Source organism: Phaeobacter sp. JH20_02, from assembly GCF_048056915.1.
Classification (GTDB): domain Bacteria; phylum Pseudomonadota; class Alphaproteobacteria; order Rhodobacterales; family Rhodobacteraceae; genus Phaeobacter; species Phaeobacter bryozoorum.
This window is the reverse complement of the sequence record NZ_JAYMVP010000023.1, coordinates 276721-291660: the sequence shown is the minus strand read 5'-3', so window position 1 is coordinate 291660 and position 14940 is coordinate 276721. Positions and strand designations below refer to the sequence as shown.

Genomic DNA, 14940 nt, shown 5'->3' with positions numbered 1-14940 from the left:
GGCGCGCGTTCAAGAGGCTGGGAGACCTGGCCGAAGATGTGATCTTCGACAGATGCTCTGGCAATAGAAACCAATTGTCGGCCACCCCTGCACGACGGGGAGGTGGTCGGCATACAGCGTCAGCCAGCGTTTGACACAAGCTCGAATGTGGCATTGTCGTTCAGCACCTGGATGCCCTGGGCGACGCCGACGCCGTTGCTGCCGAACGTCGTTGCGCCCTCCGTGTTGAGCGACAGATAATAGCCAGCAAATGTCGAGCATTCGAAGGCGAAATAATTGGCGCCGACGACACGCAGTATCCAGCGCTCGAGCCCGCCGCAGCCGAACTGGCAGTTGATCGGTTTGATCTCTCCCGGCGATGGGGTGCCGATGCGCACGTAGCAATTGTTCCATGCCGCTGAGAGCAGGCCGATTGTACCGTCTTCCTGCGGTGTCAGAATAAACTGCTCCCATGAACTTGCGCCGATTTGCGCGTTGACCGTTCCGGCGCCTTCGGGCGCGGGCGCGTCGACACCGCTGCCATCCATGCGAAGATAGGCGTCGTCATAGGCCGCGCATTTGAGAGCATAGGTCAGCTTCTGCGTCGCTGATGCGGTAGTGTTCTCTTCCAGTAAACCGAGATTCATAGCAGGTACTCCTCCGTTTCAGGGAGGTTTGAATAGCATGAAATACAATCGAAGGTTGAGTTAAATCGCCATCATCCCAGCGCGATGGTAGAGTGAATTGCGGCCTGGTGGCTAGGAGCGTTTGATGATCGCAAACAGCGATCCAGCGCTCGGCCACAGGGGTGTGGGTCACGCACTGGGTTTCTGCGCCGCGGCAATATCGACCGGGATCGGCGCGTTGACCGTCAGGGTTCGGTAGGGGAAGGGAATCTCGATACCCGCATCGTCCAGGGCGGATTTCACGGCACCGACAACCTGATCCCGGCTGGCGCGGATATCCACCGGTTCGGACCCGGTCCACCAGGTAATTTCGAAGTCGATGGAGGACGCGCCAAAGCTCTTGGCAAAGACCTGAATGTCGCGCACGTCATTGCGCACCAAATCGACGCCTCTGACCGCTTTTGAGATGACATCACGAGCGGTATCGACGTCTTCGCCATAGGCGACGCCGCAGATCAGCGTGGCGCGCCGCAGCTCGCGGTTGGTGCGCACGGTGACGGCGTTGTGGAACAGCTGCGCGTTGGGAACGACAACCAGCTGGCCGTCTGTCTGACGGATCCGGGTGTCGCGCACGGTGATCGCCTCGATCTTGCCCTCGGCACCCTCGCATTCGATGAAGTCGCCGATTTGAAAGGGTTCTCGCAGGAGGAGTAGAATACCAGCCAGGAAGTTTTCAAAGGTATCCTTGAAGGCAAAGCCAATCGCCACCGACCCAAGGCCAAGGGTGGTCAGCGCCTTGCCCGGCGTGATCGTGGGGAAAACAACGGTGACTGCGATCAGGCTGCCGATAAGCCATAGCAGGACGCTGGCGAGGAGCTGTAACACGTCGCAGAGATTGCGTCGCAGTTTCAGCTGGCTGCTGAGCCGCCGGATGATCGTTTTTGCCGCCCAGACCAGCGCAGCTGTCAGCACCAGAACGATGATGGCAACGGCCAGACGCGGTAGCGCATCGATGGCGCCTTCCAGCCACCCCGTCAATTGGTCCATCAGTGTGGCGCTGATCTCGGCAGTCATCGGCGTATCCCTTTACAGGTCTCTAGGGCTAACGCTCCGGCGTGAAAAAGGTTCCGCGCGGCGGAACCTACTGGGACACTTGGGCGTTGAACTGGATATGGAAAACAGGAGTTGCAGATGATCGAGGCCAAGACGTCCGGCGAAGACCTCATCCAGGAAGAGTCCGAGAATGAGGCCGTCGAAGAGGCAACAGGCCTGTCTCCAAGGCTGATCTTTGAAACCATTCGTCGCAACGGTGAGGAAGAATTGGAGCGACCCGTGCGGGCGCTGTGGTGGTCTGGCATCGCTGCCGGGCTATTGATCAGCTTCTCGGTGTTGGGCAAGGCCGTTTTCAAGACCCATCTGCCAGATGCCAGCTGGTCCCCGCTTGTTGAGAACCTTGGATATTCACTAGGCTTTCTGATGGTCATTCTTGGCCGAATGCAGCTGTTCACCGAAAACACCATTACCACCGTGGTGCCGGTCATGTTGCGCGGGGACAAGGCCAGCCTGCTGCGCACCGCGCGGCTTTGGTCGGTGGTGCTGGCTGCGAATGTTGTCGGGGCCTTCCTGATTGCGTCGTTCTTTGCCCTGACCCCGGTGCTGGACCCGGCCCTGCGCGCCTCCATGGTGGAAATCAGCGAACACGCCACCGGAATGCCTCCGTTTATCGGCATGATCAGCGGTATCCCGTCGGGGATCCTGATTGCGGCAATTGTCTGGATGCTGCCCTCTGCGCAGCATAGCGAAATCCCCCTAATCGTCATCTTCACCTGGCTGATTGCCGCCGGGGACTTCACCCATATCGTCGCGGGTTCGGTTGAGATGGCGTTTCTGATGGTGCAGGGGATGCTGCCTCTGGGGCAGGCTGTCTTTGGTTTTTTCCTGCCGGTCTTGGTGGGCAATATCATCGGCGGGACAGCGGTTTTCACCGTGTTGACCTACGCGCAGATCAAGCCTGAGATTGACGAGAAATAGGCGTCTGTTTCAGACCCGGTCCGCGCCAGTCAGGCGTAGGACCGGCCAAGTCTCGGAACCTTTTCCTGTCAAAAACGTTGTGTTTGCAGAACCATAACGGATAGAGACGAGGATGATCGATGATGAATTGGCCACTGGTTTTTTCTCTGATTGCAGCTGCTTCGGCAGTACTGGCATTTGGTGGTGTCGCGGCAGGGGCGGCATTTGCTGCCAACGTGGTATTCCTGATTTCAATGTTCTTGCTGGGGCTTTCGCTCATCGATCGGACGCTATGCGACTGACCGGACGACGCCTCCGATAAGAGCAGACAAAAAAAGACGCGACCCAGAGCGGATCGCGTCTTTTTTTGTCCGCAGTATCTTACGGGCCGACCGTCTCTTCTGCAAAACTGGGGTGAATGCCGACGACTGCGTCAAGATCGTCTGCGGTGGCTCCGCTTGCGATCAGCGCGGCGAAGGGGGCGATCAGCTCCGGTGCTGCGTGATCGACCAGCGCCACGCCGCTCAGCAGGGGGCCGTTGAACGATCTGTCAAAGAACGAGTTGGCAGCCGTGCCGTCGTCCAGCACATCGCTGGACAGGCCAGACACCTGTTCACCGCCGGTGTTTGTCTGATCCATCCGGCCGACCTGCGCGACCGGCGGGATGGTATAGGCCGACTGCGGCACCAGATTGAGATCTATCTGTGCGGCGCCGTCGCCAAAGTGTTGGGTCGCAAAACAAGCGCCGTCTCGCGTTGCCACAGGGGTAAGCGGCAGACGGTCGGCAGCGTCGCCGACCGCGTAGATGCCGGGAATGGATGTTTGGAAATGCTCATCAATGGCCAGCGCGCCGGATTTCGCATGGACGATGCCCTGCACCCCTGGCCCAAGGGTGTCGGTGTTTGGTACTCTCCCAATGGCTGCTATCACCTGATCTGCATATTGGATGCTGCCATCGTCGAAGCTGACTTTGAACATTGTCCCGTTGAAGTCGATCTGCTTCGGCTTGCGGCCAAAGCCGATGGTGACGCCCTGTTTCTGAAGACCGGCCTGCACGCAGGCGATCGCCGGTGCGTGAAATTGATCAAGCAGTCTGTCGCCATCGGTCATCAGCTGCACCTCGCTGCCAAAAGCCGCGAAGATACTGGCGAATTCACATCCGATATAGCCGCCGCCGATAATCAGCAGCCGCCCCGGTAAATCACTCCACCCAAAGACATCATCACTTGTGGCGGCCAGATCACCGCCCGGAATATCCAACGCGCGCGGGCGCGCCCCGGTCGCAAGCAACAGTTTTCCGGGCTGGAAAACCTCACCACCGGCGTGAATCTGGCCCGCTTCGCCAATCTCGGCAGTGGCGCGCAGCAGGCGCACACCGGCCTGTTGCAATTGATCCTCGAAGTGGTGGTTGAGGTGGTCAATCTTGGCGTCGGAGCGACGGCGCAGCGCGGCGAAATCAAAGTCCGGCAGGGCCGTCAGGCTAACCTTGGCCATATCACGGTGGCTCTGGCGATGGGCCGCGGCTTTCCACATCAGCTTCTTCGGGGTGCAGCCGCGGTTGACGCAGGTTCCGCCCAGCTCAGCCTGTTCGATCATCACGACCGAGGCCCCCAGCCGCGCTGCCGCCTTGGCGGCCGCCAGCCCGCCGGAACCGCCTCCTATGACCACCAGATCGTGGGAAGCAGCCGGGTGATGGGTGAAGTGGCTCATGGTTGTCTCCAATTGGATTGCGTCAAAACCTCAACTCGCGGGCAAAGGCTAAGTTCCAAGAAACAAAACGCCATCTTGCTGCGTTGAGTTGGCAACGCGGGAGAGAGCCTCATGCCAAAACAGTCAGATCACAGCTCAACCTCCAAGTCGGGGACGACCACCACCACCGACCAGTCGAAAACAGCCCCCAACCTCGACCGCAGCGGTCCACCGAGTGACCCCGGACGGGACCGGAGCGGGCAGACACAGGATGGATCGCTTGCGCAACTGGCGTCGTTTGTGAAACTGCTCTGGCGGGCCTGGGGCCGGATGGGACAGGCCAACGGCGGGCTGCTCGCCGCCGGAGTCGCCTTTTACGGCCTCCTGTCGGTTTTTCCAGGTATTACGGCAGCGGTTGCTCTGTTTGGTCTGATTGCGGATCCAACCCTGATCACTGCACAGGCTGCTTGGCTGACCGGGCTGTTGCCACCGTCGGCTGCGGATCTGGTCAATCAGCAATTGGTGCAGGTAGCGGGCGCGCGCCCAGAGTCGCTGGGCTGGGCCGCCGCAGTCTCCGCTGCTCTGGCGCTTTGGTCCGCATCGCGTGGCACCGACAGTATGATCCAGGGGCTGAACGTAATTTTTGGCACCCGGGAAGGGCGCAGTTTCATCGTTCTGAAGGCGATGACTGTCGGCATTACTTTCACGGCCATTATTGGCGGGTGTGTCCTGCTGCTGGTCGTTGCGGCGATACCCGCCGCGGCTGCGCTCCTGGGCGAGTCAGCGTTGTTGTCGATGGTGACCCAACTCCTGCGCTGGCCCCTGATGTTCGCAGTCGGTATCGCTGGAATTTCGGCGCTCTATCGATTTGGACCGGACCGGTCCGGGGATGGCTGGCAGCTGTTCACGCCCGGCGCGATACTGAGTTGTACGCTTTGGGTCGTCGGCAGCATCGGGTTCAGCCTCTATGTGCAAGCTTTCGGCAGCTACAACGAAACCTTTGGTGCCCTCTCGGGGGTGATCGTTCTGCTGACCTGGATGTGGTTGTCTGCTTTTGTGATCCTGTTCGGGGCCGGGCTTGATGCCGAGCGCCGCGCGGTGGTGAAAACTAGCCATTCTGTACCGGGTGACGCGCCGCGTGAAGACAAGCTGACAGCGGATCACGTGCCAGCTCCCCACGCCGCCTAACGGAGCGATGGGATCGGGAGAGGCGACAGGGAGATGACGGGGGCCAGTTGGGGCGTTAGCCTTCGGCATCCTCCTGCACTTCGCTCAAGCGTGAGCCAAGTGCCGCGCCCAGCCCGCTAAGCAGGGCGAGGAGCGCAAGAACCGGTGCTGCGCCAACAGCATCGGCCAGCAGCCCAAAGCCCCCACCCAGCAGCAACAGCACGCCAATCATCGTGTTGGAAAGTGCGGTATAGACCGATGTGTGACCATCCGTATCCATATCGGTCAGATGTGTTTTTCGACCGGCGCGCGCGCCTTGATAGGCGATCTGGGCGACAAAGACGAAGCAGGCCACCAAGGCACTGGCAACAACGCCCTCACCCCAGCCGAACGCCGCCGCCGCCGCCAGCGTCACAGCGCTCAGCGCACCCGACACCATCAGGGTTTGGCGGCTTGATCGGTCCGATAGCTTGCCCCAGATGTAGGAGGAGACGATCGCAGCAATGGAGGAGGCCAGCACCAGCAGCCCGAGATTGCCAAAGCCGCTTTCGGCGTCGCGTCCACCAAGCATCACCAGAAACGGCGGCGCCAAGGCGGTTGAGATCAGCAGCGCCCGGGTGCCGATGTAACGCTGCAACTCGCTGTCCTGCCGCAACGGGCGCAACAGCTCCTGCGGGCTGAATCCTTCTTCGGACTGAGGCTCGGCTTCTGGCTCGTTCAAACGTGCAAAGACGGCAGCGGCACCGAGCCAAAGCAGGCCTGATACGGCAACAACCAGCGAGATGGCCATCGGGCTGCGGGGCAACAGCCCGGTGCTGAGCAAAATCGCAAACAGAAACACACCGCTGGCGGCGACGGTTCCCGCCGTTCCCGAGACGGACCCCCGTTTGCCCTTGTCCACGGTTCGGGCGAGGATGTCCTTGTAGCTGGCGCTACACGCCGACCGCGCTAGGGCCAGCATGGCAAGGCAGCCCAGAATGACCCAGCCTGCCATGACACCTGGTAGCAGCATGGCAGCGGCGGCAATGCCAAGCGCAGCGAGACCTTGAAGCGCCGATCCGGCAGCCCAATAGTATTTGCGATATCGGCTTTGTTCGATCCGCTGGGCAAGGACCAGCTGCGGCAGGAGCGATCCTGATTCCCGCACCGGGACCAGCACCCCAATCAGATAGCCCGGCGCACCGATTGCGTTCATCAGCCAGGCCAGCACCAGTTTGGGATCAATCAAACCATCGGCCAGCTTCGTCGCAGTGAGGGCGGTGACATGGGTCGCAACCCGGCGGGCGGCTTTGGGATCGGAAGCCTCAGACCCGGCCGTCAGCTTATACGTCAATTTTGCAAAACCCATTTCAGTCTCCGCCTCGCGCTGTTCCGATATCCTCTGCGATATGTGGCAACGGGCGCAGAAGTCTACGATCACATGCAATTGCCGCCAGAAAGCGTCGCCGAAGGAGGAGGTGGCCCGGTTTCAGTCACGGGTCCGTCGCGCGACCTTCAGGAGCCGTTGAAAGGTTGGGCATTCCATATGCGATGGCGCAGGGCAGTCGGCCACATGGCGGATCGCGTCACGAAGCGTCGACAGGTTGCGGATCTGTTGATCCAGCTTGTCCGCCCTTTGGTGCAGCTCATCGCGTGGCAGGTCCGGCCGCCCATCCGAGCCAAACATCCCCGAAATTTCCGCCAGCGAGAAATCGGCTGCCTTGCCAAGCGCGATGACCGATAGCTGCAACAAGGTCTCAGGCCCGAATTGTCGCCGCAATCCCTTGCGCGCGAGCGAGGTGATAAGGCCGAGCTCTTCGTAATACCGCAATGTGGCGGGGGTGACGCCACATCGGGCGGCTACTTCTCCGATGTCGTACAGGCGCATCGCTCTTTCCTCTTGACCTAAAGTGGGCTTGAAGTTGCAGGCTGCGCCAGAATGCTCACACCCACAAGAGGAGACTGGCATGTCTGTACCGGCAGCCCCGATTTCTGATGCAGTCTGGAAGGATCCGCGCGCGCTGGCCCTTCTATTCGCCGCAACCCTGACCATTATGGCGAACGCCACCATCAGCCCGGCCCTTCCCGGGCTTGAGGCCGAGTTCGCCGATACGCCGAATGCGGCTTTGCTGACGCGGTTCCTGGTCTCTGCACCGTCGCTGTCGGTTCTGATCTGCGCGCCGCTCGCCGGGTGGATGGCGGATAGGTACGGGCGGCGCTGGATGCTGTTGCTGGGTATTGCGTTGTTTGCCGTCAGCGGCGCCGCAGGGGCGGTGCTGCCGAACCTGCCGGCGATCATGATCAGCAGGTTGCTCTTGGGCGTGGCGGTGGCGATGATCATGACTGCCCAGACAGCGCTGATCGGCGATTATTTCACCGGCGACGCGCGGCATTCTATAATGGGTTTGCAGACATCGGCACGCAACTTCGGGGGGCTGATCTTCATCACCTCAGCTGGGGCGCTGGCGGTGATCTCAGCCCGGCTTCCCTTTGCGATTTACGCGGTTGCGATTCTTCTTTTGCCGCTGGTCTGGCGTTACCTGGCAGAGCCGGATCCGGCCCAGCGGAGCGAAACCGCAACCGGATCAACCGAGGGCGCAGCCCGTTCGGCTTGGCCTGTGCTGCTTGTCGGCTTGGCATCGTTGCAGATGATAACCAGTCTGGTTTTCTTCATGATGCCGACACAGCTGCCATTTTTTCTGGCGACGCAGGCTGGCGATCATTCCGCAAAAACCGGGCTTCTGTTGGGGGTGCTGACACTATCTGGCGGGATGACAGGGTTTCTTTACCTGCGCATCAATCGCTGGCTCGGTGCGGCGGGCGCCTACGCATTGGGATATGCCTTGATGAGCAGCGGGTTTCTGATGCTGACGGGGGGCGGCACCCTGTGGCAAAGTCTGGCGATGGTCGCCATCGGTTCCGGATTGGCCACGGTGATGCCGAATTTCGTCGCGCTGGCCTTGGCGCTGTCACCCGCCTCGCGGCGCGGCGTTGTGGCGGGCGCGTTGATGGCATCGGTGTTTCTGGGACAGATCCTGTCGCCTGCCGTCAGCATACCCGGCATCGCGACCCTGGGGTTTCTGGAGATGTTTCGTGCGGCGGCTGTGCTGCTGATCTGCCTGGCGATTGGCGCTGCTATGTGGGCCCTGATTCCCCGGCTCTATGCGATTCTTCTTGAGCCGATCAGGGGGCTGCGCCGCTCCAGATAGGTCGAATTGGCAGCATCACACCACCGCGCGTTAAGATATTGCAGATAAACCCTAAGGGAAGGTTAAGGCGGAGTTTTGGTTATTTGAAAGTTAAAACGGCTCTTCCTGGGCTCTGTCGACCGACCCGCCGCGCGGCGCCTGCGGCAATGTGGCAACCCTGCCGCACGGTGGCCGTAATGCCATCGTCAGCTGCCAGCGACCGGCTGCAGCCTGATTTGCCACCGTGAGAATTTATTAAGCGATCACAAAGGTTTGCTAAAAAGTTAATAAAACACCCGAGAAATTGTGTGCGCTCTGAGGTTTTTTTGCGATGATGGGGCATCAAAACCCTGGGGGGGGTCCTGATTTGTGTAGAGAGACTTATTTTGCGCATGGTTTCGGCCATGTCGGGCAGTTTTGCGTCTCATTCCAGCCGCACGCTTGAACCAAGGTGTGAGCGTGGGAATTTGGAGTGGGCGATGAAACGCATTTTTGCTGCTTTTGCGGCATGCCTCCTGTTTGGCATGCCTGATAGCTCTGCTGCGGAAGATCCGCAGTCGAGCATCACCTCCGTTATTGGATGGGAAGCCGTGGGTCGGCTGAACATTTCAGGACGGAATATGTGTACCGGGGCCTTGGTGGCACCCGATCTGGTCGTGACGGCGGCGCATTGCGTCTACAACCCCGACACCGGCCGCCAGGTTGATCCGACCAGCATCCGGTTCGAAGCGGGGCTGAACGGGCGACATGCCAAGGCGGCGCGGTCTGTCACCAAGGCGGTTGTCCACCCGAGCTACGAGTATCAGCCACTCGGCGATTCACAATTAGGCAGCGATATTGCGATCCTGCGTCTGGATCGACCAATCAGCCGCAACATGATCCAACCGTTTGAACTGGCCAATCGTCCGGCGCGCGGGGCGTCGGTTGAAGTGCTGTCTTATTCGATGGCGCAGCAGAACCGTCCAAATCTGGAACAGAACTGCCACGTTCTGGCGCGACAGGCGCAGGTCGTGGTGATGACGTGCCGGGTTGATTTCGGTGCGTCAGGCGCGCCTGTCTTTGACGTCGTTCCGGGCCGGATGCCGCGACTGGTCTCGGTTATCTCGGCCAAAGCGGCGATGGGCAATCGTCGGGTCTCAATCGGAACTTCGTTTGATCAGACCGTTCTGGCGATGATGCGGTCCGCCAGCTGATGGTACGATACGGGGACAAACCGGCATTCAGACCGGTCGAGCAGACCCCGTTCATCCATCTTGCGAAGGATCTTTAGGCAGCACCGATCCGAGGAAACCAGCTGACGGCCGCGGATGCACACCGGTTTTCTCCAAGCGATCAACCTCTTAGACAGCCCCCCTGCATCCAATTGGATCGCGGGGTTTCTGGATGTGTTGCCTTAGGGTTCGCGCAGGGCCTCGCGGGATTTATACAGCGGTTTCAGCATGTAGTTCAGGATCGTTTTGCTGCCGGTCTGCAATTCAGCGGTGGCGCGCATCCCGGGGCGGATCTCGATGGCTTGCTGGCGTTCGGTAAATTCGGAACGATCAACCTTCACCGTCACCCGGTAGTACGGCTCTGCACGGGGGTTGCGCTCGTCTTCGAAGGTATCGGGCGAGACAAAATCCACCTTGCCGCGCAGCGATCCGTAGATGGTGTAATCATAAGCTGAAAGCTTGATCGTGGCATCCTGGCCGGGTTGGACGCTGGCGATGTTTTCGGGCTTCACTCGTGCCTCTACAAACATTTCCTCGCCGAGCGGGATGATCTCGACGATTTCCTCACCGGGGCGGATCACGCCGCCGATGGTGGTGACCGCAAGGCTGTTGACGATCCCGGCCATGGGCGAGGTGATCACGGTTCGGTCAAGCTGATCCTGCGCCAGCCGCAGCTCCTGCCGGTATGAGGTCAGCTCGCGAAGGGTTTTGGAGTAATCCTCCGCCAGCTCCAGCTCTGACTGGGTGCCAATTTCATTGTATTTGGCCTGGGCGTCGCTCACGGCCTTTTGCGCGCGGTTGACCTCAATCAACGCCACGATCTCTTTCTTGTAGAGACGCTGCATATTGGCCAGTTCGTCCTTCAGCTGGTCGAGGATCTCGCGGGCGCTGGCGCGGCGACTGGTGAAATCGGTCTGCCGGGCATTCAGCAGCGCACGCTCCGAGGTGTAGATGCCTGGGGAGCGTTCGGCCAGATCGTCGGGAACATTGAAATCAAACGCACCCTCCAGTTCGGCCTCAAGCCTGTATTGTTTGATTTCCAACGCGTCGATCCGGTCCTGCAGATCATCAGCGGCGGCGCGGAACTTGGTGTCCTGCAGACGGGCGAGGATCTGCCCGGCCTTCACCGTGTCGCCCTGATGCACATGGAGTTCGGCAAGAATGCCGCCTTCAAGGTTCTGCACGATCTGAGAGCGCGAGGAGGACACAACCTCGCCGTCGGCACGAACGATTTCGTCGACCCAAGCAAAGCTGGCCCAGATCAGAAACACCACCAGAGCGCCTGCCGCCAGATAGATGATGCGGCTTGCCCCGCGCGAGGTTTCGCGAAGATCGTAGCCGGTCGAGGTCATTTGCCCTCACCTGCGGCAAGATGTGCCAGAACCTGATCACGCGGTCCGTCGACCACCATGCGCCCGGATTGCAGGATCAGCGTCCGGTTGGTCAGCGACAGGATCGGCATCCGATGTGTCGCAATCACGGTCGTGCGACCCTCCAGCCAGGTTTCCAGACGGCTGACCAATGTGCGTTCCAGCGTTTGGTCCAGTGCGGCAGTGGGTTCATCCAGAAGCACAATTGACGGGTTCTGCAACCACAGGCGCGCCCAGCCGATCGACTGGCGCTGCCCGATGGACAGCCCGCCGCCGCCGTCGAAGATTTCCAGATCGAGGCCCTTGTGGTGATTGCGCACATGGGCGCCGAGGCCTGCAAAATCCAGCGCCGTCATCAGCCGGTCGTCGTCGCGTTCCAGCTGGTTGAGGTTCAGGTTCTCGCGCAGCGTCCCGGCAAACAGCCGCACATCCTGGCTGAGATAGCCGATATGGCGGCGCAGGTCGCGCGGGTCGATCTGGGTCATGTCGGTGCCGTCAATCATCACCCGTCCACGGTCCGGCGCATAAAGTCCCGACATCAGTTTCAACAGCGTCGATTTCCCGGAGCCGTTGACGCCAAGAACCGCAACCCGCTGGCCGGGGGTAACGGCAACGCCCGGCACGTCCAGCGTCGGGGCGCCGTCTTCGTCATAGCGAAACATCACTTCGCGCAGTTCGAACCGGCCTTGCAGGCTGTCGCGGCGCAGATAAGAGCGTTCGTCTTCTTTTTCCTGAGCGGAGTTGGCGATGGCGTCCAGTCCTTCCAGCGCACCTTTGACGTTGCTCCAGCGGGCCAGCGTGGCGGCAAACTGGGTCAGAGGTGCCAGCGTGCGGCTGGTCAGAATACCGGTTGCGATGATGGTACCGACGGTGAACTCACCGGCGAAAACCATCAGAGTGCCCACCACGACAGAGCCGATATAGGTGGCCTGCTGGACCCCCTGCGACCAATGGGTTAGCGCGCTGGCAAGGCGGCGCTGCTCGGTCGCGGCATGAGTGGAGAGCGTGTTCAGCTCATCCCAGAGCCGCAGAACCCGGTCTTCGCCGCGCTGGCTCTTCAGCGTGTCCAGCTCGTTCACGACCTCATGCAGCAGGCGTCCGGCTTTGGCATTTGCGCCCTGTGTCTGACGTGTCAGCGCGATCATGCGCTTCTGCATGAAATAGGCGGGCAGCAGCATCAGGATGCCACCTGCAATGATAATCCAGACGATCGGGCCCGCAATCGATGCCACCAGCAGCAGGAACACGGCGATGAACGGAATGTCGGCCAGTGTTGAAATCGTGGTGGAGGTAAAGAACTCGCGCACCGATCCGAAATCGCGCATCGCGGCAAACAGACCTGAGGGGGGCAGTGGTTTCTTGTCAGAGCGCATCCCGATCAACCGCCGCATCAGGTTGTTCTGCACCGACAGCTCGATCTGGCGTCCGGCGGCATCTGTCAGCCGGGCACGGGCCAGCTTCAGCAGTGCTTCCAGCATGATCGCAAGGAAGGCGCCGATTGCCAGCACCCAGAGCGTCGCATGGGACTGGTGAGGAACCACGCGGTCATAGACCTGCAGCGAGAACAGCGCGACTGAGACGGCCAGAATATTGGCAACCAGCGAGCCGAGCATGATCTCGCCGACCTGACGGCGGTATTTGGGGAACTCACCCCAGAACCAGTGATCACTTTCCAGCTGCGGTGTATGGCGGGCGGCGATCTGTTTCAGGGAATTGCGTGCGCCCAGCGTTGTGCCGGTGAAATAGGGACCGAACTCGGCCACCGGCACATCCGCGCGATTATCTGTGCAAGTGGTGTCATAGACGCTCAGCATATCCCGGCTTTGCGACAGGACCAGAACGCATTGACCATTGTTCATCATGGCCAGCGCGGGCCAGCTTTCGGGGATGAGCGGCACCTGATGATTGATCTGCGCCTGCATCCCCGTGGTCTGAAGCGCGCGGGCAAGCGAGTCGACGGAGACATCGCCCGGATCATTGCGCCACATATGTTCGGCAAGGTCGCTGAGGGCGACATTCGTGCCTTTAAGGGCTGCAAAGGTCGCGATGAGCGCGGCGCGATGCTGAATACGCGCTGTTGCGTCCTCGATCAGCGCGCTGACCTCGCCCACGTTTCCATCCTCCAGCAGGCCGGTCAGATCGACATCGGGCATCGGTGGGGTCGCGGGACCGGGGGTCGGCGCAGGGGCAGCCGCGGCCGGCGCCAGATGTGGCGTCGACTGGGTATCAATGGCGCGCAGCACCGGTTTGCCACCACTGGCACGTCCTGCCGTCCCGGTGTCGCGCGGGGCAGGGGGGACGGTCCGCAGTACGGTGTCATCTGTCGGGCGGTTGGAATTGCTCAAATCCGGTCCCCATCGGCCAATAGTCCCATATCGCTTGCCAGCGCCAGCTGGATCAGAACGACTTCGTATTTTGCGTCGATATGGGCGTGTTCGCGGCGTACCACCTCTTCGTAGATGGATACCACATCCATGACCGAGCGTTGCCCGGCCTTAAACTGTGCCTGAAACAGGCGATAAGTCTCGCGGCTGGTCTGCGCCAGGGATGCCGCTTCGGCCTCTTGCCTACGATAAGAGGCGAGGCGTTGCATCTGGCGACTGAAATCGCGGCGTGCATCTTCCTCGGCCTCGGATACCTGCCGTTTGGCAATTTCCTTGGAGGCTTCGATCGCTTTCAGCGCCGCAGGCGTGCCAAGGCCAAAGGGCTGCGCCAGATCAAGGGTCAGTCCGGCTCCCGAACCATCGCTGGTGACATTGCCCGCCGCTGAGACCTGCGGCAGCAGCCCTGCGCGCTCCATCTTGGCCTGTTCGACACTGCGGGTGGCCTCGGCTTCGGCTTTGAGAACGGTGAGATAGGCACCGGCCTCCGGCGGGGTCGCCAGTTGCAGGTGGCTTGGCGTCCCGTCAAAGCTCTGACCGGTCATCGCCCTAAGTTCGGCTGTTGAGGTGGCGGTGGCGTCCTTGGCCGTGGCCACGGCTGAGCGGATGCCGTTGATCTTGCTCTGCACTACGTTGAGGTCGGACCGGTCCGACACGCCGCCATCAACGCGCCCCTTCACGATACGTTCAAATTCATACATCCGCGACAGGGCGCGGGTGCCGATCGCGGCTTTCTCAGCACCGCGCAGGCCCGCGACATAGAGGCCCAAGGCCGTCTCTACACGGCTGTTCATGTCAATCGAGAGGTTGACCGCTGCGACTTCGACATCGGCGGCGGCAAAGGCGCGCTCGGCCTTGCGGCGTCCATTGTCGAACAACACCTGTTCAATCAGGATACCCGCCACCAGATCCCCGAGATCGGTGAGGCTGACAGAGGGGCCAAGCGTCGGCAGCCAGTTCTTGGATTTGGCCTCCGCACGCAGTTTGGCGCTGGTCAGCTCGGCCTCGGCAGCGCGGGCAGAGGCGGAAATCGCGGATTGCGCAACAACGTCATAGACACTGCCGTCTTCAAGCAGGGACTGACGCTGCATCAGGGTTGAGATCACCACCGAGGGGTTTTTGGCATCCGGCTGGGCAAAGCTGCTGGCGCGCCGATTGACATCGGTTTCGGCGCCTTCGCCGGTTTTGGCAAAGGGCAGGGACTGCATGCAGGCCGACAGGCAGCACAACAGTGCCACCGCGCCAATGGGTCGTCCCAATTGCATTCTGCCCCCTCGCATCGCCTGTGCCCTTACCCTTGTTGCCGGGTAGTTTTGCCGGGGGCCGTTGGTTTGCGCCAA

13 protein-coding genes are annotated in these 14940 nt (G+C 60.9%); 5 read left to right on the top strand and 8 right to left on the bottom strand.

What is annotated here, in order from left to right; translation table 11 throughout:
• Positions 1-119: 119 nt before the first annotated feature.
• Positions 120-626 carry a fascin domain-containing protein gene (locus tag VWY34_RS13605; RefSeq protein WP_416544392.1) on the bottom strand — a complete coding sequence of 169 codons (507 nt, stop codon included), beginning with the start codon at positions 624-626 and terminating at the stop codon, positions 120-122.
• Positions 627-794: 168 nt separating this feature from the next.
• Positions 795-1679 (bottom strand): mechanosensitive ion channel family protein, encoded by an 885-nt coding sequence (locus VWY34_RS13600; protein WP_416544393.1) that lies wholly within the window; start codon positions 1677-1679, stop codon positions 795-797.
• Between the two features lie 117 nt (positions 1680-1796).
• On the opposite strand from VWY34_RS13600, the gene VWY34_RS13595 reads away from it, so the two are divergent.
• A complete protein-coding gene (locus VWY34_RS13595) occupies positions 1797-2636 on the top strand; it encodes a formate/nitrite transporter family protein (RefSeq protein WP_340544127.1) in 840 nt (279 codons plus the stop codon).
• 122 nt (positions 2637-2758) lie between these two features.
• Positions 2759-2917, top strand: coding sequence for a DUF1328 domain-containing protein (locus VWY34_RS13590; RefSeq protein ID WP_416536358.1), 159 nt, complete (start codon positions 2759-2761; stop codon positions 2915-2917).
• A gap of 79 nt (positions 2918-2996) precedes the next feature.
• Here the strand turns inward: VWY34_RS13590 and VWY34_RS13585 are convergent, their stop codons facing one another.
• Positions 2997-4325: a dihydrolipoyl dehydrogenase family protein gene (locus VWY34_RS13585; RefSeq protein ID WP_416544394.1), complete on the bottom strand. Its 1329-nt coding sequence runs from the start codon at positions 4323-4325 to the stop codon at positions 2997-2999.
• A gap of 111 nt (positions 4326-4436) precedes the next feature.
• On the opposite strand from VWY34_RS13585, the gene VWY34_RS13580 reads away from it, so the two are divergent.
• Positions 4437-5492 (top strand): YihY/virulence factor BrkB family protein, encoded by a 1056-nt coding sequence (locus VWY34_RS13580; protein ID WP_416544395.1) that lies wholly within the window; start codon positions 4437-4439, stop codon positions 5490-5492.
• 55 nt (positions 5493-5547) lie between these two features.
• Here VWY34_RS13580 and VWY34_RS13575 read toward each other — a convergent pair whose 3' ends face one another.
• Positions 5548-6804: an MFS transporter gene (locus tag VWY34_RS13575; protein WP_416544396.1), complete on the bottom strand. Its 1257-nt coding sequence runs from the start codon at positions 6802-6804 to the stop codon at positions 5548-5550.
• A gap of 135 nt (positions 6805-6939) precedes the next feature.
• A complete protein-coding gene (locus VWY34_RS13570) occupies positions 6940-7338 on the bottom strand; it encodes a helix-turn-helix domain-containing protein (RefSeq protein ID WP_416544397.1) in 399 nt (132 codons plus the stop codon).
• A gap of 79 nt (positions 7339-7417) precedes the next feature.
• Between VWY34_RS13570 and VWY34_RS13565 the strand changes: the two genes are divergently transcribed.
• Together VWY34_RS13565 and VWY34_RS13560 are read left to right on the top strand one after the other, a co-directional pair.
• Entirely contained in the window at positions 7418-8659 is a 1242-nt protein-coding gene (locus tag VWY34_RS13565; RefSeq protein ID WP_416544398.1) for an MFS transporter, read from the top strand.
• A 458-nt stretch (positions 8660-9117) separates the two neighbouring features.
• Positions 9118-9831: a trypsin-like serine peptidase gene (locus VWY34_RS13560; protein WP_340544138.1), complete on the top strand. Its 714-nt coding sequence runs from the start codon at positions 9118-9120 to the stop codon at positions 9829-9831.
• A gap of 200 nt (positions 9832-10031) precedes the next feature.
• Here VWY34_RS13560 and VWY34_RS13555 read toward each other — a convergent pair whose 3' ends face one another.
• The 3 genes from VWY34_RS13555 to VWY34_RS13545 are packed head-to-tail and all read right to left on the bottom strand — an operon-like array spanning position 10032 to position 14865.
• A complete protein-coding gene (locus VWY34_RS13555; protein ID WP_340544139.1) occupies positions 10032-11201 on the bottom strand; it encodes an HlyD family type I secretion periplasmic adaptor subunit in 1170 nt (389 codons plus the stop codon).
• Entirely contained in the window at positions 11198-13564 is a 2367-nt protein-coding gene (locus VWY34_RS13550; RefSeq protein WP_416544399.1) for an ATP-binding cassette domain-containing protein, read from the bottom strand. The genes VWY34_RS13555 and VWY34_RS13550 overlap by 4 nt, the downstream gene beginning before the upstream one ends.
• On the bottom strand, positions 13561-14865 hold the full coding sequence (locus VWY34_RS13545; RefSeq protein ID WP_416537131.1) for a TolC family protein: 1305 nt from the start codon (positions 14863-14865) through the stop codon (positions 13561-13563). The genes VWY34_RS13550 and VWY34_RS13545 overlap by 4 nt, the downstream gene beginning before the upstream one ends.
• Positions 14866-14940: the final 75 nt, after the last annotated feature.